26 protein-coding genes and 1 rRNA gene are annotated in these 23,461 nt (G+C 65.1%); 17 read left to right on the top strand and 10 right to left on the bottom strand.

What is annotated here, in order from left to right; genetic code table 11:
• Positions 1 to 106: 106 nt before the first annotated feature.
• Entirely contained in the window at positions 107 to 1,660 is a 1,554-nt protein-coding gene (locus tag ACSFDB_RS11470; protein WP_440771129.1) for a glutamate-cysteine ligase family protein, read from the top strand.
• Positions 1,661 to 1,719: 59 nt separating this feature from the next.
• Here the strand turns inward: ACSFDB_RS11470 and ACSFDB_RS11465 are convergent, their stop codons facing one another.
• On the bottom strand, positions 1,720 to 2,403 hold the full coding sequence (locus tag ACSFDB_RS11465; RefSeq protein ID WP_440771128.1) for a cupin domain-containing protein: 684 nt from the start codon (positions 2,401 to 2,403) through the stop codon (positions 1,720 to 1,722).
• A 14-nt stretch (positions 2,404 to 2,417) separates the two neighbouring features.
• Positions 2,418 to 3,185 carry a methyltransferase domain-containing protein gene (locus tag ACSFDB_RS11460; protein WP_440771127.1) on the bottom strand — a complete coding sequence of 256 codons (768 nt, stop codon included), beginning with the start codon at positions 3,183 to 3,185 and terminating at the stop codon, positions 2,418 to 2,420.
• Between the two features lie 313 nt (positions 3,186 to 3,498).
• Between ACSFDB_RS11460 and cofD the strand changes: the two genes are divergently transcribed.
• From cofD to ACSFDB_RS11395, 13 genes are all read left to right on the top strand, one after another.
• Complete coding sequence (gene cofD / locus ACSFDB_RS11455) at positions 3,499 to 4,491, top strand: 2-phospho-L-lactate transferase (protein ID WP_440771126.1); 993 nt, start codon at positions 3,499 to 3,501, stop codon at positions 4,489 to 4,491.
• A 2-nt stretch (positions 4,492 to 4,493) separates the two neighbouring features.
• The gene (locus ACSFDB_RS11450; protein WP_440771125.1) at positions 4,494 to 5,255 is read left to right on the top strand and encodes a tRNA-dihydrouridine synthase; all 762 of its coding nucleotides are present in this window, start codon (positions 4,494 to 4,496) and stop codon (positions 5,253 to 5,255) included.
• A 103-nt stretch (positions 5,256 to 5,358) separates the two neighbouring features.
• Positions 5,359 to 6,051, top strand: a complete 693-nt coding sequence (gene nthB / locus ACSFDB_RS11445) for a nitrile hydratase subunit beta (RefSeq protein WP_440771124.1) — start codon at positions 5,359 to 5,361, stop codon at positions 6,049 to 6,051.
• The gene (gene nthA / locus ACSFDB_RS11440; protein ID WP_440771123.1) at positions 6,044 to 6,703 is read left to right on the top strand and encodes a nitrile hydratase subunit alpha; all 660 of its coding nucleotides are present in this window, start codon (positions 6,044 to 6,046) and stop codon (positions 6,701 to 6,703) included. Before nthB ends, nthA begins: the two co-directional genes overlap by 8 nt.
• The gene (locus ACSFDB_RS11435) at positions 6,696 to 7,121 is read left to right on the top strand and encodes a nitrile hydratase accessory protein (protein WP_440771122.1); all 426 of its coding nucleotides are present in this window, start codon (positions 6,696 to 6,698) and stop codon (positions 7,119 to 7,121) included. Before nthA ends, ACSFDB_RS11435 begins: the two co-directional genes overlap by 8 nt.
• Positions 7,122 to 7,358: 237 nt before the next feature.
• On the top strand, positions 7,359 to 7,580 hold the full coding sequence (locus ACSFDB_RS11430; RefSeq protein WP_440771121.1) for a hypothetical protein: 222 nt from the start codon (positions 7,359 to 7,361) through the stop codon (positions 7,578 to 7,580).
• Between the two features lie 86 nt (positions 7,581 to 7,666).
• Entirely contained in the window at positions 7,667 to 8,518 is an 852-nt protein-coding gene (locus ACSFDB_RS11425; protein WP_440771120.1) for a triphosphoribosyl-dephospho-CoA synthase, read from the top strand.
• The gene (locus ACSFDB_RS11420; protein ID WP_440771119.1) at positions 8,515 to 9,138 is read left to right on the top strand and encodes a DUF447 domain-containing protein; all 624 of its coding nucleotides are present in this window, start codon (positions 8,515 to 8,517) and stop codon (positions 9,136 to 9,138) included. The genes ACSFDB_RS11425 and ACSFDB_RS11420 overlap by 4 nt, the downstream gene beginning before the upstream one ends.
• 93 nt (positions 9,139 to 9,231) lie before the next feature.
• Positions 9,232 to 10,215, top strand: coding sequence for a hypothetical protein (locus ACSFDB_RS11415; protein WP_440771118.1), 984 nt, complete (start codon positions 9,232 to 9,234; stop codon positions 10,213 to 10,215).
• 160 nt (positions 10,216 to 10,375) lie between these two features.
• Complete coding sequence (locus ACSFDB_RS11410) at positions 10,376 to 10,570, top strand: 30S ribosomal protein S17e (RefSeq protein WP_006087882.1); 195 nt, start codon at positions 10,376 to 10,378, stop codon at positions 10,568 to 10,570.
• 160 nt (positions 10,571 to 10,730) lie between these two features.
• The gene (gene asd, locus ACSFDB_RS11405) at positions 10,731 to 11,765 is read left to right on the top strand and encodes an aspartate-semialdehyde dehydrogenase (RefSeq protein ID WP_440771117.1); all 1,035 of its coding nucleotides are present in this window, start codon (positions 10,731 to 10,733) and stop codon (positions 11,763 to 11,765) included.
• A gap of 91 nt (positions 11,766 to 11,856) precedes the next feature.
• Positions 11,857 to 12,255, top strand: a complete 399-nt coding sequence (locus ACSFDB_RS11400) for a DUF7344 domain-containing protein (protein ID WP_440771116.1) — start codon at positions 11,857 to 11,859, stop codon at positions 12,253 to 12,255.
• A gap of 53 nt (positions 12,256 to 12,308) precedes the next feature.
• The gene (locus ACSFDB_RS11395; RefSeq protein WP_440771115.1) at positions 12,309 to 13,106 is read left to right on the top strand and encodes a TrmB family transcriptional regulator; all 798 of its coding nucleotides are present in this window, start codon (positions 12,309 to 12,311) and stop codon (positions 13,104 to 13,106) included.
• Between the two features lie 37 nt (positions 13,107 to 13,143).
• Here the strand turns inward: ACSFDB_RS11395 and ACSFDB_RS11390 are convergent, their stop codons facing one another.
• Both ACSFDB_RS11390 and ACSFDB_RS11385 read right to left on the bottom strand, forming a co-directional pair.
• Positions 13,144 to 13,575 (bottom strand): universal stress protein, encoded by a 432-nt coding sequence (locus ACSFDB_RS11390; RefSeq protein ID WP_440771114.1) that lies wholly within the window; start codon positions 13,573 to 13,575, stop codon positions 13,144 to 13,146.
• Positions 13,576 to 13,713: 138 nt separating this feature from the next.
• Positions 13,714 to 14,685: a D-2-hydroxyacid dehydrogenase gene (locus tag ACSFDB_RS11385; protein ID WP_440771113.1), complete on the bottom strand. Its 972-nt coding sequence runs from the start codon at positions 14,683 to 14,685 to the stop codon at positions 13,714 to 13,716.
• Positions 14,686 to 14,879: 194 nt separating this feature from the next.
• Here ACSFDB_RS11385 and ACSFDB_RS11380 point away from each other — a divergent pair, with 194 nt between their 5' ends.
• Positions 14,880 to 16,271: an NAD(P)/FAD-dependent oxidoreductase gene (locus tag ACSFDB_RS11380; RefSeq protein WP_440771112.1), complete on the top strand. Its 1,392-nt coding sequence runs from the start codon at positions 14,880 to 14,882 to the stop codon at positions 16,269 to 16,271.
• Positions 16,272 to 16,443: 172 nt separating this feature from the next.
• Here the strand turns inward: ACSFDB_RS11380 and ACSFDB_RS11375 are convergent, their stop codons facing one another.
• Positions 16,444 to 16,713, bottom strand: a complete 270-nt coding sequence (locus ACSFDB_RS11375; protein WP_440771111.1) for a DUF7571 family protein — start codon at positions 16,711 to 16,713, stop codon at positions 16,444 to 16,446.
• Positions 16,714 to 16,914: 201 nt separating this feature from the next.
• Here ACSFDB_RS11375 and ACSFDB_RS11370 point away from each other — a divergent pair, with 201 nt between their 5' ends.
• Positions 16,915 to 17,868: a cytochrome c oxidase subunit 3 gene (locus ACSFDB_RS11370; protein ID WP_440771110.1), complete on the top strand. Its 954-nt coding sequence runs from the start codon at positions 16,915 to 16,917 to the stop codon at positions 17,866 to 17,868.
• Positions 17,869 to 17,898: 30 nt separating this feature from the next.
• On the opposite strand, the gene ACSFDB_RS11365 is transcribed toward ACSFDB_RS11370, so the two are convergent.
• From ACSFDB_RS11365 to ACSFDB_RS11355, 3 genes are all read right to left on the bottom strand, one after another.
• The gene (locus ACSFDB_RS11365; RefSeq protein ID WP_440771109.1) at positions 17,899 to 18,090 is read right to left on the bottom strand and encodes a hypothetical protein; all 192 of its coding nucleotides are present in this window, start codon (positions 18,088 to 18,090) and stop codon (positions 17,899 to 17,901) included.
• Positions 18,091 to 18,376: 286 nt separating this feature from the next.
• Positions 18,377 to 18,988, bottom strand: a complete 612-nt coding sequence (locus ACSFDB_RS11360) for a DUF7979 domain-containing protein (protein WP_440771108.1) — start codon at positions 18,986 to 18,988, stop codon at positions 18,377 to 18,379.
• Complete coding sequence (locus tag ACSFDB_RS11355; RefSeq protein WP_440771107.1) at positions 18,985 to 21,267, bottom strand: DUF6789 family protein; 2,283 nt, start codon at positions 21,265 to 21,267, stop codon at positions 18,985 to 18,987. The genes ACSFDB_RS11360 and ACSFDB_RS11355 overlap by 4 nt, the downstream gene beginning before the upstream one ends.
• Positions 21,268 to 21,494: 227 nt before the next feature.
• On the opposite strand from ACSFDB_RS11355, the gene coxB reads away from it, so the two are divergent.
• On the top strand, positions 21,495 to 22,274 hold the full coding sequence (coxB, locus tag ACSFDB_RS11350) for a cytochrome c oxidase subunit II (RefSeq protein ID WP_440771106.1): 780 nt from the start codon (positions 21,495 to 21,497) through the stop codon (positions 22,272 to 22,274).
• A 398-nt stretch (positions 22,275 to 22,672) separates the two neighbouring features.
• On the opposite strand, the gene ACSFDB_RS11345 is transcribed toward coxB, so the two are convergent.
• Together ACSFDB_RS11345 and rrf are read right to left on the bottom strand one after the other, a co-directional pair.
• Complete coding sequence (locus tag ACSFDB_RS11345) at positions 22,673 to 23,044, bottom strand: DUF7344 domain-containing protein (protein WP_440771843.1); 372 nt, start codon at positions 23,042 to 23,044, stop codon at positions 22,673 to 22,675.
• A 237-nt stretch (positions 23,045 to 23,281) separates the two neighbouring features.
• Positions 23,282 to 23,403, bottom strand: a 5S ribosomal RNA gene (gene rrf / locus ACSFDB_RS11340).
• Between the last annotated feature and the right edge of the window lie 58 nt (positions 23,404 to 23,461).

Genomic DNA, 23,461 nt, shown 5'->3' with positions numbered 1-23,461 from the left:
TCGACGAAGCCTCGTGTCGAGGGTCTGTGACAACGACCCGTGTGTCTTCACCACGACGTCATCTCGAGGGGCAGACTTTAAAAACAGCCGGGCCGCACTCGGAGGTATGCCAGAGGAGGAACTCGCCGCGCGGGTCGCGAACGTGTTGGCGGTCGACGCCGAGGAGTTTCGCGCTCGGGCCGAGGCCGACGCAGAGGTGATCACGGACGCCATCCACGACGGCGTTTTCGACAACCCACAGGCGATCATCGGCTTCGAGTACGAGTTCTACGCGATCAAGAACGACGACTGTGCGCTGCGGCGGGTGCCGCGTCGCCTCCTCGAACTCATCGGCTTCGAGAAGGAACTCGGGCTCCACAACGCGGAGATGACGACCAGTCCACAGCCGCTGAACGGCCACGGACTCCTCGCCCAGGAATCGGAGATCAAAGCCCGTCTGCAGACGGCGCTCGACGTCACGCAGTCCGAACGCATGCGTCTGGTCAGCGACGCGCTCTGGACGATTCCGCCGGAAGGCGAGGACGCCGCGACCTATCTCACAGACAGCGTCGAACGGACGATGACCGACGCGAACGGCGAGGAACGATCGATCCGCGTCGCGACCAACATGAGCGACTCGGCGCGCTATCACGCGATGGCGAACACCGATCAGGCAGAATCCGCCGGCATGCGCATCGAGGCCCCGAACGTCTCGCTGCAGGCCGACACGGTCATGCCCGAGAGCCTCATCACCTCGATCCAGCCCCACTACCAGGTGGCCCACGCCCCCGACCTCCCGCTGTACTTCAACTACGCGCTGCGCGCCGCGGGTCCCCTCCTCGCGCTCGGCGTCAACTCCCCGTTCTTCCCCGCCGATCTGTACGACGACGACGCGACTCCCGAGGAGATCCTCGCGGACGCTTGGATGGAACACCGGATCAGCGTCTTCGAGACTGCGCTCAACGACCCCGCCGCGGCCGAGGGGAAAGTGCGATTCCCCCGCGACCTCGGGAGCGTCGAGGAGGCCGTCGACCGAATCGTCGACGACGACACCATCGTCCCGATGCCCGTCGAACCGGGCGAGCGGTTCGACGACCAGTTCCCCCACTTCCGCCGCAAACACGGCACCTACTGGCGGTGGGTCCGCCCGGTCTTCGGCGGGCCGACCCGTTCGGCCGCCAACGCCCGCATCGAATTCCGCCCCATTCCGGCCCAGCCGACCGTCCGCGACTCCGTCGCCTTCCTGGCCGCCTTCGCCGGCGTCCTCGAGAGCCTGACCCGACTCGAGCACCCCGTCGTCGAACTCGACTGGCAGATCGCTCGCGAGAACTTCTACGGCGCGATGCGCGACGGACTCGGGGCCGACCTGACGTGGATCACCAACGACGGCAAGGAGACGACTGACAGCCTCGAACTCTACGAGGATCTGCTGGCCCACGCCGAGGACGGCCTCACGAACCGCGGACTGACCGAGGAGCAGGCCGCGAAGTACCTCTACCCGCTCCGGCGGCGCGTCCGCCAGCGGGTGACGCCCGCCCGCTGGAAACACGAGCAGGTGAGCGAGGCGCTCGAGGACGGTGCGTCGCTCGAGGAGGCGATCACGACGATGCAACGTGGCTACGTGCGCCGACAGGAGGAGACGCTGCTCGAGGGGAGTTTCGCGGACTGGATCGGGGACTAATCGGTCGGACCAGCCGTCGGTCGAAACCGGTGGCGCGGCTCCGAGGAGCCACGGTGACCTCAACACTCGACCGGTTCGACCCACTCCGTCGCGGGCTCCCCGTCCGGAATGCCCAGGAAGGTCACGTAGGCGGTCGCACCACCGTCGCTCGCCGCGGTGTGGACCTCGCCGGGGTCGAAGAACGATTCGCCCGCCGCGTACGTGCGGGGGACGCAGTCGTGCTCCCACGTGACCTCGACCTCGCCGTCGACCATATTGACGATGGAGACGCCGGGGTGTCGGTGCCAGCCGGACGTCCCGCCTTCCGTCCAGGTCACTTCGGCGACGATGACCGTCGATGCGTCGTCCAGATCGACGACGATGGCGTCATCCGCGGCGTCATTGGTGTCGCCGTTCGCTACAGCATCGTCGGTCGTGTCGGCGGCTTCAGCATCGGCGTCGTCGCCGGCGAACGTCAGTTCGAACGTGGCCGCCAGTTCGTCGGGGAAGGGTGCGTGTTCTGCGATCACGTCGACGTCGAAACCGTCGGGTTCATCGACCGCGGGTTCCTCGGAAGCGTCACCGTCGGCATCCGTCTCGTGGTCGTCGCCGTGTGTGTCGCTTTCGTTGTCCTCGAGTTCGCCGTTTTCGTGTTCATTGGCAGTTGCGGACGTGCTCAAGCCGAGCGTACCCGCCGCAACTGCACTCGCTTTCAGTACCGTTCGGCGCAGGACGCCGTCGATCCGTTCTGTGTCGCTACTCATGTATTCTCGTGTTCCTATTTGTGTGCGGTCAGCGAGACGCTCTTCACGCCGTACTTCTGGCACGCTCCCTGAGCCTGGTCCGAGGTAAACTCGTACTGCGTGTTTTCGCGGACCTCGGTCACGTCGAATCCCGGCATCTCGATCAGCGACGTGTAGTCGTCGACCTGCTCGGCGCCGCCGATACACGCCGCCCAGAGATCCGCGTTCGTCTTGATGCTCTCGGCCAGTCGCTGCTCGCTGATGATGTCCGAGATCGCCAGCCGGCCGTCGGGTTCGAGCACGCGACGCACCGCCTCGAAGACGCGGTCCTTCTCGGCGGAGAGGTTGATGACGCCGTTGGAGATCACGACGTCGAACGACTCGTCCTCGAACGGCAGGTCCTCGATGTAGCCCTTCTCGAAGGAAACCTGTTCCATCCCCGCCGCATCTCGTAGCTCGCGCGCTTTTGCTAATTGTTCGTCCGTCATATCCAGGCCCGTGACGCTCCCCGCCTCGCCGACGTGCAGCGCCGCGACGAAGACGTCCGTTCCGGAGCCGCTGCCGAGGTCGAGTACGCGTTCCCCTGGCTGCAGATCGGCAAGATCGAAGTGGTAGCCGACGCCCGCGAAGGACTCGAGGGCGTCGTCCGGAATCCGGTCGAGATCCGCCGGTGGGTAGCCGAGTCGCTCCGCCAGCGGACGTCCCATCTCGAAGTGGAACTCGCCGTCCGGTTCCGTCGCAACGTTTCGATAGACTGCCTTTACCTCCTGCTCGAGTTTGTCGACGTCGAGTGATTGTGACATGGGTTCGTCCCTCCGGATCTCTCGACCGAGCCGGTTCCGGAGCCGCTTGCGATCGCGTCGAGGGTCCGTCCGAATCGGACTCCAGCTTCGATATGCGTCGCTCTCCGTACGAATGCCGCGCTACGGGCGTGGCCTGAGATCCCACTAGAGGCCGACGAGACAGCGGAATTTGTAGGCAACTGCTGGCGTTCGGGCAGCCGGTGACCGAAGCGCAGCCGGTGGAACGGCCGATCCCGTCGGTCGACGAGGAGCGCCGTCGATCCCGCAGCGGCGGCCGCAAGTGATTAAGTACCCACGCTCGAGAGTGTCGACTATGGTAACCTTCCTCTCCGGGGGCACCGGAACGCCGAAGCTGTTGGACGGTGCTGCCGCCGCGTTCTCGCCGGAGGAAACCACCGTCGTCGCGAACACAGGCGACGACGTCGAACTCGGCGGGCTGTTCGTCTCGCCGGACGTCGATACGCTGTTGTTTCAGGGTGGTGGGGTACTCGACCGCGAGACGTGGTGGGGAATCGATGGCGACACGCATCGGACCAACGCGGCGCTGTCGGACATCGCCTCGGCCGCGGGGCTGCCCGACGGCCCGCAGTATCTGCCGGACGAAAAACAGACCGCGGGACGAGACATCGCCAACTGGCGCCGGTTTTCGGGGACCGGCGAGTTCATGACGATCGGCGACCGCGACCGAGCCGTCCACATCACGCGAACGAGTCTGCTGGACGAGGGACTGACGCTGAGCGAGGCGACCCAGCGGCTGGCCGGCGCCTTCGGCCTGACGATCGATCTGTTGCCGATGAGCGACGATCCCGTCGCGAGTCTCATCCACACCGACGAGGGGCTGATGCACTTCCAGGAGTACTGGGTCGCCCACCGGGGCGAGCCAACCGTCCAGACCGTCGAGTTTCGGGGATCCTCGAACGCCGAGCCCGCACCGGGCGTGATCGACGCCCTCGAGGACACCGTCGTGATCGGGCCCTCGAACCCCGTCACGAGCATCGGCCCGATGCTGACGCTGCCGGGCGTGGCTAACGCGCTCGCCCAGTCGACCGTCGTCGCGGTCTCACCGTTTCTCGGCGACGATGCGTTCTCGGGGCCGGCGGGCGACCTCATGGCGGCGGTCAACGCCGAGCCCAACACCGAAGGGCTGGCGACGGCCTACCCCTTCGCTGACGCGTTCGTCGTCGACAACAGCGACGACGCGGCGTTCGATCGGCCGACGATCCAGACCGACATCCGGATCGACTCACCCGAGGACGCCGCACGGGTTACCCGCGCAGTCGAGAGCGCGATCGATATCGTCGACTGACCATGTTCGCCCCACCGCTCGCACTCGCGAGTCTCAGCGGCGAAGCGGACGCCCAGTGGGCCCGTGCGGGTGCCGACTACGCGGGCGCAGCGTTTCTCGGCGGCATCGCCCTCGACGACGACTCGAGAGCCGCAGCCCGAAAACTCGTCGCGCGGGATCGCAACGAGTTCCTGCCGGACGATCCCTTCGCGTTCGTCGACCGCCAACTCGCCGCGCTCGAGGACGTCCCCGTCCAGCCGGCGTTCAACGTCCGGAGCGCGACACCCGATCCGATCCCGGACGCGGCGCGGATCTGCCGGAAACACGACGCCTTGCTCGAGATCAACGCTCACTGCCGACAGGACGAACTGTGTGCGGTCGGCTGCGGCGAGACGCTCCTTCGGGATCCCGAACGGCTCCGCACGTACGTCGAGCGAGCCGCCGAGACCGGTGCTATCGTCGGCGTGAAGGTCCGGGCGGAGGTTCCCGACGTCGATCTGCCGGCGCTCTCGCGGGTGCTCGAGACCGCGGGCGCATCGTTCGTCCACGTCGACGCGATGGACTCCGAGTCGGTCGTCCGCGACATCGTCGACGCGACCGACCTGTTCGTGATCGCTAACAACGGCGTCCGTGACGACGAGACGGTCCGCGAGTACGCCGACTACGGGGCCGACGCGGTCAGCGTCGGGCGACCCAGCGACAACCCGGTCGTCCTCGAGCGAGTGCGTGGCGCCGTCGACCGACACCTCGGCGTCGAGGGTGAGGTTAGCGCATCGTCGCAGTGAGCGGAGTACACGTGGTGGTCCGTTCACGATTGTCGTATACTCGGCGTTCTAACAGGTTTTGACGGCCCTAGAGCTTATTCGGGTTCCCGTGGAGATCACGTCCATGAACGGAATCCACGATCTCGGCGGGATGGACGGGTTCGGCTCGGTGGCCTACCCCGATACACCCGAGACCTTCGATCACCGGTGGGAGGGCGAGACGTACGCCACGTTCGTGGCGACGCTCGGCAACGAGATCGCTTCGATCGACGAGTTTCGTCACAGTATCGAGCGCATGCCGCCGGCGCAGTACCTCGACTCGTCGTACTACGATCGCTGGACGACCGCGATCACGCGACTCTTGCTCGAGAACGACGTGATCGATCCGGAGACGTTCGTCGAACGGACGGCGGCACTCGAGGCCGGCGAGGCGACCGTCCCGGAGCGCGAGGAGCCCGGGTTGCTCCCGGAACTCGCGGCTGGAGTCGCGGCGTCCTACGAGTCCGACGCGCCCGCCGAATCGTCGACCTTCGCGGTCGGCGACACCGTGGTCGTCCGCAACGACCATCCCGACGGCCACACCCGCTGTCCGCGATACGCGCGCCGCGCTCGCGGCGAAATCGTCGCCGATCGCGGCGCGCACGTCCTCCCCGACGCCCGCGCCCACGGCGAAGACGCGGCCGAACCGCTCTACCAGGTTGCCTTCGGCGGTCGAGAGCTGTGGGGTTCGGACGCCGACGGCGACCTCGAGGTCACGATCGACCTGTGGGAATCGTATCTTGATCCGGTCGACGAGGTGGAGAGCACCGATGACTGACGAGACGCCAGCCGCGAACGATACGGAATCCGAGCCGGACGAGTTCGACGTCGACGAACACGCCCGCGAACACGATCCCGAAGCGCGGGTTCGCGCACTCCAGTCGCTGCTGATCGAGCAGGAACTGCTCTCGAGCGACGCCGTCGACGACATCATCGCGACCTACGAACACGAGATCGGGCCGAAAAACGGCGCTCGAGTCGTCGCTCGGGCTTGGACGGACCCCGACTACCGCGAGCGACTGCTCGCGGAGGGGATGTCGGCCGCAGCCGAGGTCGTCGACGTGGACGAAGACGTCGTCGATATCGAAGTCGTCGCGAACACGCCCGACGAACACCACCTCGTCGTCTGTACGCTCTGTTCCTGTTACCCGTGGGCGCTGCTCGGACTGCCGCCGACGTGGTACAAGACCCCTGAGTATCGCTCGAGGGCCGTAAAGGACCCACGCGGCCTACTCCGCGAGGAGTTCGGGACCGACCTCGACGACGACCTCGAGATCCACGTCCACGACAGCACGTCCGAACTCCGATACATGGTGCTTCCGCAGCAGCCACCCGAAACCGAAGGGATGACCGAAGACGAACTGGTCGAGCGCGTGACCAGAGACGCCATGATCGGCATCGATCGACTCGCCGAGGGACAGAATGGCTGACCACGACGATAGCCCGGCCCCCGGACTTGCGGCGCTCGAGGGCGAGGACGCCCCCACGTTCGACGCGCCGTGGCAAGCCCGCGCGTTCGCCATCGCGGTCGCGCTCTCTGCCGACGGTGCCTACGAGTGGGACACGTTTCAGGATCGGCTGGCCACCGAGATCGAGCGGGCCGACGGCGCCGCGGTTCCGGCCGACCGAACGGCCTCCGAGGCGGACTACTACCGTCGGTGGCTCGCCGCCCTCGAGCGACTGCTCGTTTCTGATGGAGTCCTCGAGTCGGGAGCGCTAACCGAACGGGCGCGGGAGTTCGCGGTCGGTGATCGCGACGCGTCCGAGTGGGTCGAGGGCGAACACGACCACGATCACGGTGCTGGCGGTTCCGACGCTCACGACCACGATCACGACCACTCCCGGTAACGATCGACAGTATCGAGAGCTAGCTCGACGATTGAGTACTCCCCGAGGGGAGACGTACCGGGAGCGAGAGATTCGGGAGCGAGAGATCATCTGTGGACGCCGTACGCCACGGCAGTATCGAAGTGGGTAGTGTCGCCGACGGGAGGGTGAAAGCGTCCGGCGACTGCTAGCGATCCTAAAGCGTCACTATGTGTGTGCGGAGGGCTTTCAGTGGTGAGGACAATCCGAACGTAGAGTATGACGAGTTCGGACGAACATGCGGGTGATATGCGCTGGGGCTGGACCTGTCCACGCTGTAACGCGGATGTCCCAGTCCACAGAGACGACGAGTCGGAGACGTTTCGCTGGGAGTGTCCGATCGACGACTGTCCGTCGGTCGGCTTCGGCTTCACATCGCGGCGCCGGGCGCGGATCGCGCTTCGGGAGTACCGCGAGGCGTATCGGAACATCTACCGCTGATCTCGCTCGGCAGGTCGCCTCGAGTGTCCACGCCGAACGGCACCGGGATCCACAGCCATTAACCCGCCCGAATCGTAGGCATCGGTATGCGAACGCCGGCGCAGAACGCACATCTGGCGCTCCTCCTCGAGGTCGCGGGGACGCCCAAACCAGGTAACGTCGACCGACACCGAGACCTCGAGGACCTCCTGTTCGAACACTTCCTCGCGGGCGCGGTCGGGGCTCAGGCCGGTCTCGAGCAGGCGGCCAACGGCGGTGCGGTCGGTCCCGCGTTCGAGCGCAGCGTCGAAGGGATGGCCGCACAGGGCGGCGGCAACACCCAGTTCGGAGCGCTCCTGTTGCTCGTCCCGCTCGTTCGGGCCGCTGCCGACGACCTCTCCCAGCCCGTCGTCGAGGCGATTTGTGAGGATACTACCGTCGCGGACGCCGCCGGCTTCTACCGCGCGTTCGACCACGTCGACGTCTTCGTCGGCGAGCCACCCGCGGAGATGGAACCGCTCGACGTCCGCCGCGGGAGCGACGCGGTGCCCGCCCTCGAGGAGCGCGGACTGACGCTACGTGATATACTGGAGCAGAGCGTCCCCGGGGACGACGTCGCTCGCGAGTGGGTTCGGGGTTTCGAACGGTCCTTTATCGCCGCCGAACGGCTCGCCGAGACCGACGGGCCGCTGACGGAGCGCGCCGCGGCCGTCTTCCTCTCCTTGCTCGCCGAGCGACCCGATACGCTCGTCGCGACCCGCAGCGGTGAGGGCGTCGCACAGGAGGTGACCGAATGTGCGGCCGAACTGGTCGAGCGCGACGCCCTCGAGACCGACCAGGAGACCGTCGAGCGCTTCGCCGACGAACTCGTCGATCGAGGCGTCAACCCGGGGACGACGGCGGATATCACGGCGGCGGGATTGTTCATCGCGCTCGAGCGCGGGGCGATCACCGTATGACGGGCGAGGAACTGTCGCCGAACGGCGATCTCGATGCCGAGCCGACCGCCGAGTGGCCCGTCTCCCTGTCGGGCGTCACTGAATCTATCGTCGCGACGCTCGGCCCAAACGGCCTGTGGAACCTGGCTGCGCTCGGTCTCTTCGCCGCGGATTCCGGAGACGGTTCGATTACCGCGCGAACGTGGGGCAACACCCGGACCCGACGCAACTTCCACCGCCAGGGCGAGGGCTACGTCCTGTTCGTCGACGACCCCGTCGTCTTCGCCGACGCCGCGCTCTCGATCGTCGAGCACGAGGTGCCCGTACTCGAGTCCGCGCACGCGTGGGCCCGCGTCTCGGTCGAGCGGATCGACTCGGGGACCGACGACGGGACCGACTGGGAGCAGTGGGCGCTTCGCCCCGTCGAATCCGCCGTCGAGGCCGAGACGGTGCCGACGGTCGACCGCGGCTTCGCGGCCGTCGTCGAAGCGACCGTCGCCGCCTCCCGCCTCGACGTCGCGGGCTACGACGAGGACAAACTGCGCGAGCGACTCGCGTACTTCGCCGCCGTCGTCGACCGGGCCGGGAGCCCGCGCGAGCACGAGGCGCTCGAGCGCGTCCGCGAGCACTCAGCGTGGTAAACCAGGCGGATGGTAAGTCGGAACGGTCTCGTCTGTGCATTCGCTATTACCGAAGCTAAATTTAAATAGGAAGCCGAGGCCAAGCGCGGCTACATGGTGCTCCACTTCAGACGGGCGACGAGTATCTTCGCGAAAACCATGCCGTTCGTACTGCTCAGACTGGGGATTGGTGTTCTACTCGGTGTGCTCAGCGTCCTCTACTTCGGCGTGGTTCTCTACGTCGGCTATAGGTTGCTCGGCGCGGGGACGATCTCCGGCTGGATCGCGATAGCCGGCCTCCTCGTAGCAATCGGGTTGTTCGCCTGGCTCTGGCGACTGTTCAGCAGATACGTGCTCTATCTGATCAAAGCGGGCCACATCGCCGTCATCGCCCACATCGTCGAGACCGGCGAGGTCCCCGACAACCAGATCCGGTACGGCAAAGGGCAGGTGACCGAACGGTTCACCGAAGCGAGCGCCCTGTTCGCCGTCGATCAGGTGATCAAAGCCGTCGTCAAGCAGTTCAACAGCGGCGTCGTCTCCTTCTCGAGGTTGTTCAGTTTCGTGCCGGCGCTGAAGAAACTGATCCGGATCGTCGGCAAAGCGATCGCTATCGCGGCCTCCTACATCGACGAGGCGATCATCGCCCACATGTTCGTCAGCGACGAGGAGAATCCGTGGCGATCCGCCCGCGACGGCGTCGTCCTCTACGGGAAAAACTGGAAGCCCGTGCTCGGCTCGACCATGCTCATCGTGCTCGGACTGTACGCGGCCGCGTTCGCGCTCTTGCTCGCCCTGGCGCCGATCGCGAGCGTCCTGAGTGGACTCTCAGCAACGGTCGAAGTCGCCGGCTGGGTCGTCGTCGGTGGGCTCTTTCTGACCCTCTACACCGGCTTCCTCAAACCGTGGGTGAAGACCGTCGTGATCACCACGTTCCTCGTCGAATCTCGAGACGAGACGCCGGACAGCGAGACGATGGAACGGATCGCCGCGCGATCCGACCGATTCCAAGAGCTCGTGAGCAAGGCCGACGACGACACGCCGGCCGAACGGCCGACCCAGTCCGAAGAGCAGCCCGTCGCGAGTAGCGGGGCGTAGCCCTTCGCTCGGCTCCGCGTCGTCGAATATTCGTCTCGTAATCGGTTACGGCGCGAACGGTCTCGAGCGGACGAGCCGCCGCTCGCCAGTGGCGACGGGGGTGGGTTTCCGTAGCGCCAAAGAGAAAGGGATTAAGAGCCTCTGGACGGAACCTTCCTCCATGGCAATCAAACCGGCCTATGTCAAGAAGACCGGGAACCTCCTCCTGGAGCGCTACCCGGAGGCGTTCACGACCGACTTCGAACAGAACAAAGACAGCGTCACGAAGCTCACCAACGTCGAGTCCAAGGGCGTCCGCAACCGCATCGCCGGCTACGTCACCCGGAAGAAAAGCGCCCAGACGGCCACCGCGTAAGCTCGCTTTTGTCCTCGAGTTCCTATCGTCGTGAGCGACGGCAATGGTGACCGATACGATCGAATCGTAGCGGACACGACGGGGTGTTCGTCTCTCGCTGACAGTTGCTGTGCGACGGAAACCCAAACGGTTTTGCGCACACAACTCGGAGTCCGGGAAAATGGCAGTACGAGTTGGCCTCCTCGGTGCGACCGGTGCCGTCGGACAGCGTCTGATTCAGCTTCTCGACCCCCACCCGGAGTTCGAGATCGCCGCACTGACCGCGAGCGAATCCAGCGCCGGGAAGAGCTACCGGCAGGCCGCGAAGTGGCGCGTCGACAGCCCCATTCCGGCGGACGTCGCGGAGATGACCGTCGTCGAAACCGACCCCGGCGAGGTGCCGGACGACGTCGACCTCATCTTCTCGTCGCTCCCCTCGAGCATCGGGGCCGAGGTCGAGCCCGGCTTCTGTGAGGATGGTTACGTCGTCTCGTCGAACTCCTCGAACGGCCGGATGGACGACGACATCCCGCTGGTCATCCCCGAAGTCAACGCCGACCACCTCGACCTGCTCGAGGTCCAGCGCGACGAGCGCGGCTGGGACGGCGCGATGGTCAAGAATCCGAACTGCTCGACGATCACCTTCGTTCCCACGCTCGCCGCGCTGGCGGAGTTCGGTCTCGAGACGGTCCACGTCGCGACCCTCCAGGCCGTCTCCGGCGCGGGCTACGACGGCGTCAGCTCGATGGAGATCATCGACAACGCCATCCCCTACATCGGTAGCGAGGAGGACAAACTCGAGACGGAGTCCCGAAAGCTCCTCGGCAGCTTCGACGGCGCCGAACTGAGCCACAACGAGATGGAGGTCGCGGCCTCCTGTAACCGCATCCCGACGATCGACGGCCACCTCGAGAACGTCTGGGTCGAAACTGAAGACGAGCTGACCCCCGACGCGGCCGCCGAGGCCATGCGGGAGTACCCGTCGCTCGACCTTCGCTCCTCGCCCGACCCGCTCATCCACGTCTTCGAGGAGCCCGACCGTCCGCAGCCGCGGATGGACCGCACGCTCGGCGACGGCATGGCCATCGCTGCGGGCGGGCTCCGCGAGTCCGCCTTCGGACTGCAGTACAACTGTCTCGCGCACAACACCATCCGCGGTGCGGCGGGCGCAAGCGTACTGAACGGCGAACTGCTGCTCGAGAACGGCTACCTCTAAGTCGTTTTCACTCGGGTTTTAGTAATTTCTTCGTCACAGACCCTGCGTGGTTTGGCAGGGCCCACAAGTAGGGATGGACCCAACGGAGCGTATGCTTCCCGTGATCTCCGATCCCGAATCCCTGACACCGGTTTCCGCGACTGCGTCGACGGGGTCCGCCGACGAGACGGGGCGAGCGTTCGACCTGCTCGCCGATCGGCGCCGCCGAGCCGTCCTCGAGTATCTGGACGACACCGACGAACCGGTCTCGCTGAACGAGCTAGCGGACCACGTCGCCCTCGAGGAGCAAGGTTGGGCTCGCGGCGCGATCGCGGGTTGTGGCGACGCGCTGTTGGGAACTCGTCGACGGGTCCGGATTTCACTCCGACACCACCACGTGCCGAAACTCGCCGCCGCCGACGTCGTCGAGTTCGACCTCGAGGCGAACACCGTTTCTGTGCGGGAGACGGGTGCCGATCTACTCGCTCGACTGGAGACAACTACCGAGTAGCGTGGCGGCTGCAAGCACCACGTCCAGTAGTCAGCCGAAAAATGCATGGAACGATGCCTACTGAGGAGCAGGCGGTACAGCTCCTAGTCGAACTGGGACTCACGGAATACGAGGCTCGCTGTTTCGTCGCGCTTTCGCGCGTCTCGACGGCGACGGCGTCGGAGGTCGCCACCCTCTCGGACGTGCCGCGCTCGCGGGTGTACGACGCGGTCGACCGGTTGCACCGGCGTGGACTGGTCGACATCCAGCAGTCCGAGCCGCGCGAGTACCGGGCGATTTCGAAGGCGGCCGCGCTCGAATCGCTGAAAGAACGGTACAACACGACGCTCGAGGCGGCCGACGACGCCCTCTCGGAACTCCGTCGTTCAAAGGCTGGAGACGACTTGGAGGAGGGCGGAGCGTGGGCGATCACCGATCACGATCACGTCACCGATCAGGTCGGACGCTTTCTCGAGGAAGCGACTGAGGAGGTGTACGCGCTTCTCGCCGACGAGAGCGCGCTCGATCGACAGTTTCTCGAGCAGCTCGCCGCGGCGAGCGAGCGCGGTGTCGATACGCGGATCGAAGTCTCTTCCGAGGAGGTCGAAGCACGAGTACAGGATGTCACACCGGAGACCACCGTCGTAGTCACGGACCTCGCGGACGACCCCGCCTCGCTGAACGTCAAGCGCCTCGGTCGGATCGTCATGGTCGATCGTCGGTCCGTTCTCCTCGCTGCGGTCGCAGACCGAACCCGTCCGGGGCAGATCGAAGAGACGGCGATCTGGGCCAGTGGACCGGATCACGGGCTAGTCGTGGGTCTCCGACACGTTCTCGGAGCGCGGATCGATTCTCAGACCGTCTTCGCCTGAAACGAGTTCTCCGGGCGATCTCGCGCTCACCGAAAACTCAGGCGTCCGTCTGTGGCAGCGCGACGACCGGGACGGACGCTTCCTTGACCATCCGTCGTGCAACGTCGCCGGTGAGGAGTTCCGCTAGTCGGTTCCCCTCCCGTGCCGTGAAGACGACGGCGTCGGCGTCTCTCTCCTTCGCTTCGGCGAAGATTCGCTCGACGATATCGGTCCCGTAGAGGACGTCCGTCTCGACCGTCGCGTCGGTCGTCTCGAGCGCGCGCCGGATTCGCTCGAAGATTTCGTCGGCGTACTCCTCTCGCTGTTCCATGGGCGCCTTGTCGATCCCGCCGCCCGACTTTTCGATCACGTTGACCGCGATGACCGTACTGGTCGGTGTCAGATGCGGAGCGAGCGCCGCAGCCGTCCGCTCGCCGTCGTCCGGATCCGCCGCCGGGACGACGACCGTGCCGTCGAAGGCGAGCGTCATCGGGACGCCTCCGCGCTCTGCGTCGCTCGATTACGAACGATCGTCGGATCGACAGTCGGAGTCGGTGACAGCGCCATACCCGAGATTCGAGCCGGTCACTGAAAAAACTGCAGTCGAGGGAGTCGGCCGACGGCCGGCTCAGGGACGCACCTGATTCCGGAGCTCCGTCTCCGGGTCCTCGCCGAACCGTCGGGCGTTTTCCGCGACGATATCAGCGAGTCGCTCGTAGTACTCGGGGGTGTGGCCCGCGTTGTGGGGCGTGATCTGTACGTTCTCGAGCGTCCATAGCGGATGTTCCTCGGGGAGCGGTTCGGGGTCGGTGACGTCCAGTGAGGCGCCGCGGATCCAACTCGAGCGCAGCGCCGCCACGAGCGCGTCGGTGTCGACGACCGGGCCACGGGCGACGTTGACGAGCACCGCATCGGGATCCATCGTCACGAACTCGTCGTGGCCGATCAGCCCGCGAGTGGTGTCGGTGAGCGGACACGCGAGCACGAGGTAGTCCGTCCGCGCAAGCGCGTCGTCGAACGCGTCGTCCTCGAAACCGATCACCTCGTCCGTCGGCCCGCCCTTCTCGGGGGAGTACCGCACGCCGATCGTCTCGACGCCGAACGGCTCGAGCCGTTCCGCGACGGCCTCCCCGATCGCGCCGAGGCCCACGATCGTTACCGTCGATCCCTGCAACTCGTAGGCCTGGTAGTGGCGCCACTCCCGGCGCTCCTGTCGGCGCGCGCCGACGTGGAACCGGCGCGTGTATCGGAGAATTGCGCCGAGGACGTGCTCCCCGATGTTCGGACCGTGCACGCCCGAGGCGTTCGTGACCGCGACGTTGCGCTCTTCGAGTTGCTCGAGTGGAAGGTGGCCCGTCCCCGCGTAGGCACAGGCGAAGACCTCGAGGTTTTCGGCGGCCTCGAGGAGGTCCTCGTCGAGGGTCATCCCGGTGACGAACCGGACATCTTCGATTCGATCACGTTCTGCGCCGGGCGTGCGCGCGAGTTCGACCGTCTGCTCCGGCAATCGCTCGCGGATCGCGGCGACGTACTGTTCGACCGGCATTCCGTGGGTTCCGGTCCGGAGGACGAGAACATCCGGTTCGTCAGTGTCACTCATGTCCGTGGCGTCGGTCGGTGCGAGCAAAAGCGTTCGTCTCCCGGAACGGGTCTCGAGGGACCACTGCAAGTAACGCGGGCCGCATACACGGTTCGCCGACCCGCGCCGAACAGCCCATCGTCGCCCTCGAGATCGGTTCCCCTCACCGAGACGTTCAGGCAATTTAATAATGGGCCACTGAGTTCCAACGGAGTATGGAACGCGTAGACGTCGCGATCGTCGGTGGCGGCCCCGCTGGGGCATCCGCGGCCGAGCGGGCCGCGGCACACGGTGCCGAGACCGTCCTCTTCGAACAGGGCGTCCCGCGGGAGGACCGCGACGGACTCGGCCCCGACTCGACCGACGCCGCCGGCATGCTCGACTACTGGATCGACATCATGGACTTCGACTACCGGGAGATTCCCGACGAGGTCATCCATCGGGAGCTCGAGGCGACCGAGTTCGTCGGTCCGAACAGCCGCGTCGAGCTACGGACGACCGGGATGGAAGCCAGCTACCCGAAGTTCGGCTACACCTTCCACCGCGCACGGATGGACGACTGGCTCTACGAGCGCGCCGAAGACGCCGGGGCCGACCTTCGGGTCGGAACGGGCATCAAAGACCTCGAGACGGACCTGCGCGCAGACAGCGCGAAGGGGCCCGTTCACACGCTGACCCTCGCCGACGGCGACCAGCTCGAGGCCCAGTACGTCGTCCTCGCCGACGGCCCGCAGCGACGGATCACCCTCGACGCGCTGGACCAGTTCACGGCCCCCGGCCGCAGCGTCTCGGACCACCTCTCGCCGCCGACGGCCAACCACATCGCCTACCAGGAGTATCGAGAGTTTCCCCCCGAGCTGTTCGAGGAGTTCGAGGACACCCTCAAGTTCTGGTGGGGCTACATGCCCGGCGAGACCGCCTACCCGTGGGTGTTCCCCAACGACGGCACGGTCGCCCGCGTCGGCCTGACGATGCCCATCGGGATGGAACTCGAGGACGTGACGAACCCGGGCGCGTACAAACTTCTTCGTCCGGACGACGACCGACTACCCTCCGGCTCGGAGTACATCCGTCGCCTGCTCGAACAGGAGTACGGCGACGAGTACGATATCGAGGAAGAGATCCCGATCGTCGAGGACCGCGGGAAGTCGAAGGGGACCGAGACGTATCCCATCTCCTCGACGCGACCGATCGAGTCGCCCGTCGGCGCGAACATCGCCGTCGCCGGCGGCGCGATGGGGACGACCTCGGCGTTCCACGAGGGCGGCTACCACGTCGCCGTCCGAACGGGGAAGATCGCCGGCCGACTGGCCGCGACGGACTCGCTCGAGAGCTACAACGACGTCTGGAAGCGCGCGATCGGCGACGAGATCCTCCGGAACGTCGCCTTCGCAGATATCGTCAAAGACTACGAGCCCGACGACTGGGATTGGGCGTTCGATACCATCACCGACATGCAACAGGGGGCTTCCGGCGGCAACCTGATCAGACGGAGCTACTCGGCCGGCCTCGGTGCCTCGAAGATCATGCTCGCCTACAAGCGACGGAAGTACGCCTACCGCAACGGCGGCTACGTCCAGCTGAAAGAAGACGACTACTTCTACTGAGCCTCGGTTTTCGACTCGAGTTCGTTCAGCACGTGGCGAACTCGTCGGCCCGACTGTCCCTCCAAATGATGTTTCGCGACTGTGTCCGAACCGCCGGGTCTGACGGTCGACGTGGACTGCGCTGAGCGCGAGAACGCGCGACGGAATCAATGAGGAAGGACGGACGATCCGTTCAGGTGGACGCGGTATCGAGGGTCCAGCCGGGATCCTGCCCCGTCCGTTCGATGTGATCGGCTCGGCACGCCGGACAGTAGTCGGGTGTGGCAGTGTCGCCCCGAGGGACGTAGACCGCACCGCTACACTCCACGCACGAGTCAGAAACGATGGTCGTGCAGTCGGCGCAGATGTTGAAGTCGTCGACCGTGAGTCCGCGCAGGGGTTCGAGTTGTTTATCCAAGAGGTACTCGTCGATGACCGCCTGACAGTGTTGGCACGGTTTCATACCGGTACACTCGGTACCATGTCACAGTACTACAAAGGTCTGACGACCCGATACAAATTCGCCGTCACCGTGGGGAGACCGTACGCACACGCTTCCCGGAACCGGTTCGGGCCGGATATCCGAGCTGTACGGTACTGTACCGACGACCGACCGTCCTGTAAGCGGGTATCCTTTTTCCCACTCGAGGTGGAGGCCAAACGTATGAGTGCTCCGTTCGACGGCTCGGCCGGTCGGGACGACGAGCCGTCCGAGACGGCAGCGACTCGAGCGGACGGCGCCGGCCACGCGCGAGACGATCAGGGAGAGCTCACCGATCCCGACGGCCCCGTCGGCCCGGACAGCCCATACGAGCCGAGCGATCACGGCGACCACGACGAGCACGAACACCGCAGCCGCTGGCCGCTCGTCACCGGACTCGGAGCCGGGGGGCTCTACGGCGGCGTCGCGATCTACCTGCTGGGAGCCGCGGCCGGCGTCGTACCGCCGCTTCTCGGCATCGGACTCGCCGTCGTGGGGACCATCGTCCTGTTGGCCGGGGTGGCGGGCTGGGTCGACGAGGCGTTTCTGGCACCCGCTCGAGAGCGTGCCGGGCAGACGAAGTCGCGAGAGTCGTACGTGTCGACGACGGTGCTCTTTCTCGTGACCGACGTCTCGACGTTCGGCGCGCTGTTCGTCTACTACTTCTTCGTCCGGCTGGGCGCCTGGCCGCCGGAGACGCTCCCTCCGCTGTTGACGTCGCTCGTGTTGGTCAACACGCTGATCCTAATCGCCAGCAGCGTCACCATCCACTACGCTCACGAAGCGTTGCACGACGACAATCGACGGCGGTTTCTGGGGCTGCTCGGAGCGACCCTCGCACTCGGCGTGATCTTCCTCGGCGGACAGGCCCTCGAGTACTACGAGTTCATTATTCACGAGGGCTTTACCCTCGGCAGCGGCGTCTTCGGCAGCGGCTTCTTCGCACTGACCGGACTCCACGGACTGCACGTCGCACTCGGCGTCGGCGGCATCGCCGTGGTGTTCTGGCGGGGATTGCAAGGCCACTACGGGCCCGAGCGAGACACCTCCGTCGCGACCGTCTCGCTGTACTGGCACTTCGTCGATCTCGTCTGGGTGTTCCTCGTGATCGTCCTCTACGTCGGGGGCACGCTCTGAAGAGTTACTGAACGGAGCGCTACCGCGAACTCACGACAGGTCGTCGCCCGCGTCGAGATTCTCCTCGAGCACGCGGAGCGGCGGATCGGAACAGTCACAGAACGCCGACTGACCGAGCGGTTTGCGCTGGCCGTCGGGCCAGATCTGAACGATTCCGATCTCGCCGCAGCGCTCGCACTTCGCCGCGGCCCGTCGCTTCTCGTCCTCCTCGTATTCACCCACTGGGCTCACCTCGGTCGAGTGGGCCGTACCAGCGCCAGCGGGTAAAACCCCCGGTGGGAATCGTGGTTGGTCATCCCGGTTGATTTGACGGTCGAGGCTATCCATCGGTGCCGGACGGATCAGCAGTAACAGCCCGGAGCGTGGGGAGAAATCGGTTGGAGAGGATGTGGCCATCGTCGTTGCCAGTGGGAGCAGCATGCTTTCCCCTTCGAAAACCACGGGATTGCCACGCCAGCAGCCAACTCACCGTTCCAACCGGTCTCGAGTTCAGAGACGCTCGCTATCGTCATCGATCCCGCTGAATTCGCTCCTCGAAGCCGGCCATCTTGCGGTAGATTGGCGGCGTCAACACGCCAGCGATCCCCACCAGAATCGCCACCGAACCGATCGGGAACAGCAACGGCTCGGCCTCGAGACAGGAGTTCAACGACGCGATGCGCACGTAGTACTCCTGGCCGTCGACCTCGATGACCACGCCCTCAAGCAACGCCGCCTCGTTCTCCAGCCCCGCGCCGTCGACCGTCGCCTCCTCGAGCGGACTGTCGATCGCCTCCCGAAGCGCTCGCTGTTCGGTCTCCGACAGCTCGTCGTACTCGAGCTCGTCGACGGTAGAGGCGGGTCGGTCGCCGTCCTCAAGGGCCCGGATCTCGATGTCCGGATCGCCGCAGAGACCGAGCGTGTCCTGCATGACGACGTAGCCGCCGACGAGCGCGATCGGGATTCCGGAGGCGATCAGGAGCACGCCGAGGAAGGGGGCGGCGTACGTTAGGAGGTACGACTCCTCGGATTCCGTCGGCTTGCCGGTCGCCGGCGGATCCTCCGCTGGCTCCGCTCCGTTCTCCATATCACTCCCGCCGTCCTCCGATCGATCCGACGGCCCGCCGTCGTCATCGCTCATCGTCGGTCCTCCGATGGTGTCCGGTGACGACCACCTAGATACTCGACCGTCCCCGCGAGCCCTAGCCCGTAGATCCAGTGGGCCAGCAGGACGAACACGAGGTAGCCGACGAGTTCGAGTCCAACCTGATCGGTGTGGAACGCGATGGCGAAGCCCGAGGCGATGACCGTCGAGAACCACAGCCCCGTGACGAACGAGAGCTCACCGGGGAGATACTCGCCGAGCGCGAGGAAGAGCAGCGGCCAGGTGAGCATCCCGCCCGCGAGGAACACACCATAGCCGAGGGTGACGCTCGCCGGGAGGCCGACGAGCACCGCGAGACCGGCGAACGACTCGAGGTCGAACACGCCGATGACCACCGCCACCGCGAGCACGAGCGACATGAGGAGGGTGCCGACGAGGCCGCCGACGGCACCCGACCCCGCGTCGTTCGCGACCGTCCGCGCGACCGGCTTGATCCGCCCGTACAGCGACGGCGGCTTCCCCTCTTGGGCGGGTACGTAGGATCGGCGCACCTCCTCGGGTTCGGACGGCGGGATTCCGCGCTCGCGCTCGAGTTTCCGCTCGAACCACTGCCACTCCGGGGTGAACTGGTTGGTCGACTTGAGGTCCCACGGATCCGCGGTCTCGACCCGTTCGCCGTGGAAGTACGACCAGATCATGTTGTAGAACCAGAGCAGGACGCTCAGCCCGATGATATACGAACCGACGGTGGCGACGACCTGCAGCCACTGGAAGTCGGCGGGGTAGGTCGCATAGCGCCGCGGCAGTTCGAGAAAACCCAGCGCCATCAACGTCATGAACGTGAGCGCGGAGCCGGCGACGAGCAGCGAGGACTGGAACAGCGCCAGTCTGCGGTCGTAGAGTCGTCCCGTCAGTAACGGATACCAGTAGTAGCTCGCGGCGAACATCATCAGGGGGATGATCCCCATCACGATGAGGTGGAAGTGACCGACGACGTAGTAGGTGCCGTGGTAGATGATGTCGACGGGGATCACGGCGAGGAAGATACCGGTGACGCCGCCGACGATGAAGAGTCCGATCGAGCCGACACAGAGGATGGTGGGGGCCGCGAGTTTGACGTTCCCGTTCCACATCGTCGTGATCCAGTTGAACACCTTGATCGCGCTCGGAACGGCGATGGCGATGGACGTCGCCATGAAACTCGCTCGGATTCGGGGATCGATCCCGGTCGTGAACATGTGGTGGGCCCAAACGCCGAAGGAGAGGACCCCGATCGCGATCGTCGAGTAGACGATGAACTTGAAGCCGAACAGCTTCCGACCGACGAATTTGGGGAGAATCAAGCTCATTAGCCCCGTCGCGGGCAGGAAGATGATGTACACCTCGGGATGACCCCAGAACCAAAACAGATGTTGCCAGAGGATCGGTCCGCCCCCTTCTGTCGCGAAGAACGTCGTTCCGAAGTTCCGATCCAACAGGAGCATCAGGAGGGCCGTCCCCAGCAGCGGGAACGCAAAGAGTGCGATCGCGCTCGTGACGAGCATGGTCCAGGAGAAGATATCGAGGTTCGCCCAGCCGATCGCCTCGTCGCGCTCGTAGATGACCGTCGTGATGAAGTTGATCGCCGCGATCGTGGTAGCGATGCCACTCAGGTGGAGCCCGAGTAACAGGAAGTTGATCTGCGGATCGGGCGAGGTGGACGACAGGGGTGCGTACATGGTCCACCCGATCGCCGGTTCCCGTAATGCGAACAGGAACGACAGCCACGACTCGGGCACGACCACCGCGAGTGACTTCCCCGTCACCTCCGCGATGATCCCCAGTCGCGACAGCAAGAGCGCCGGCGGCAACAGCCAGAAGCCGACGGCGTTGAGCCGCGGGAACGCCATATCGTCGGCGCCGAGCAACAGCGGGAGGAAGTAGTTCCCGAGGCCAAAGAAGACGGGGGCAACGAAGAATATCAGCATCGTCAGCCCGTGCATCGTGAACAGTTCGTTGTACGTCTGCTCCGTCCAAATGTCCGCAGCTGGAGTCAGGAGATGCGTTCGCAGCATCATCGCGTCGATCCCGCCCCACACCGCAGCGACGGTCCCGAATGCGATGTAGAGTAATCCGATCTCGCGATGATTCGTCGTTGTCGTCCAATGGACGATCACCGCCTTCGCTTCGTCAAGCGTGAACTCGCGCTCAGTGATCGCTCCGTAGCCGCCATCGGGTGAGGGATCCGCTCTGAGGCGTCGCGCTGCCAACAGCGTGAGGAGACAGCCGACGGCCACGAGCGCGAACAGCGACACCTGCACGAGCGCCCGACTCATCGTCGCTCGCCTCCCCCAGTGGCAACGCTCTGACCGCCGTGGTCGCCGGCCTGCATAGCCGACTTCTCATCACCGACTCCAATAAGGCCACTCCACGATTCGACGACTCTCACGGACACTAACAGTCGCGATCCGCCGGAGTACCGGCTCGAAGAACGTCACGAGCTCGAGACACTTCAGTCATCGATGCAGGCCGTATAACACGGCCGTCGTAGAACCCCACTGCAATGGGTCGTCGACGAAGCGGTCTCGCGCTCGCGGCGGGTGGAGTCGCCGGAGTGCTGGCGCTCTCGGGAACGGTCGCCGCACAGTCCGAAAACCGCGAACTCATCGACGGGCTCGAGGCCCAACTCCTCTACGTCGCCCTGCCGCTGACGCTGTTCGTCCTCATGATCCTCGTCTACGCGGCGGTCAAGTTCCACGACAACGACGATCCCAAACCGACCGCGGAGGATCCCGCCCTCGAGATCACCTGGACCGCCGCGACGGCGATCATCCTGCTGTTCGTCGGTATCGCCGGCTACAGCGTCCTCGTCAGCCCCTACGTCTCACCCTCACAGCCCGGTGACCTCACCGGCGACGGGGACATCGTCGACGACGAGATCGAGTCGCTCGAGGACCTCCCCGAAACCGACGACGAGGAGGTTGTCGTCCGGGGCTACCAGTGGGGCTGGGAAGCGACGCATTCCGAACATAATGTGACGACTCGAGACGAGATCGTGATACCGGCCGACGAGGACGTGACACTGTGGCTGACCGCCGACGAAGTTATTCACGCGCTGTTCATCCCCGAACTCGGTATCAAACAGGATGCGTTCCCGAGCGAGTTTACGCGTGTCAGAACTGTCGCCTACGAGACCGGCCTCTACGATGCGGTCTGTACGGAGTTCTGTGGGGCCGGTCACTCCCGAATGGACGCCGACGTCGTCGTCGTCGACCCCGAGGTGTACGACGAGTGGCTCGAAGACAACGAAGGCGAGCGAGCGACGGCACCCGATCCTTCGTGAGTGACGGTCGGCACCCGGTCGACGCTGCCGAGCACTGAAAGGGTTAAACCGCGGACGCACCTAGTTCGGGTGCGTGCCTTCAGTCCCCGTCCGAGCAAACCCATTCGGGTGCGATGACAGCACGGCGAACCCGGGCACGCGACAGTGATTCGGTGGGCGTCGCCCACCCGACCGAAGAGCGCGAAGCTCTTCCGCCCGGCACGAGGGTTAGCCAGCCGACGCGGCATGCCGCCACGGGATGAGGCTGGACGTTAGTGTTCCGGGTGACACCGTTTCAATACAATAGAGCAACAGCGCCAACGGTTGGACGACCGATCGAGGAGGCGGCGCTTCCAGTCTCCGATCGGATAGCTGCGAGCGCTAGCCCTCATACGGAATGATCTTTGGCGAGAATACAGTCAGTTATCCGCGTTCGAGGGCTGCGTGAGCGGCTCGCTGTACAGGAACGATTCGATGGAGGAGCCGGTCACTTCGACTTCCTCTTCTGCTGCTCGGGCGCGGCTGATCGTCGTCCGAATCTCGTCGAACCCATCGGCGACGATCACGTCACCAGTTCGTCCGTCGTACTCGATGAGGCCGTGGTCCTCGAGTTTCGGGAGATGACTGTGAATCAGCGACGTCGTCACTGATTCCTTCATCTCCTCCGTGATCGCATCGACAGTTACGTCCTGACTCCAGGCAGCGATTTGCAGAGAGAGGGATTCGATATTCGCATGATCGTTCTCTAGGAAGTAGTACAGAACGTAACGACGGCGAGACTCCGATAGCATCCCGTATATCGTATCCAGGGAGAGCGCTGATACTGTCATACTACGGGCTTTCTGCCATACCTGAATAAGTCCCGCTCCAAAAGTATTTGGTACCGCTAAACCGCACGTTATGCAGCCATGATGGCCGCGATGCTGTTCGTGCGTTCGTGTGTTCAACATGCAAAAAACCCACAGAGCCAACGCTGTGGCTCCGTGGGTAATGTGCGTGGCGATCCCGAGGGGACCGCCGAGTATGAGTGAAGGCGGCGAATCGCATTTCCCAGAGGCTCGCGCACTCCAGTACTCCGCGATACGCAGGTGAGCTTATCTTCCGTGTTCGGGATGGGTACGGGAGGAACCTCACCGCTCTGGCCGCCGTAACGCCGATCAACGGAATCGAACCGTCGTCAAACCGTAATCGGTGGTTACTGACCGTAG

Origin of the sequence: Natronorubrum amylolyticum (assembly GCF_052040145.1) — an archaeon.
GTDB lineage: Archaea > Halobacteriota > Halobacteria > Halobacteriales > Natrialbaceae > Natronorubrum.
Note: the sequence above shows the minus strand (reverse complement) of the source record. Positions and strands in the feature narration are given on the sequence as shown.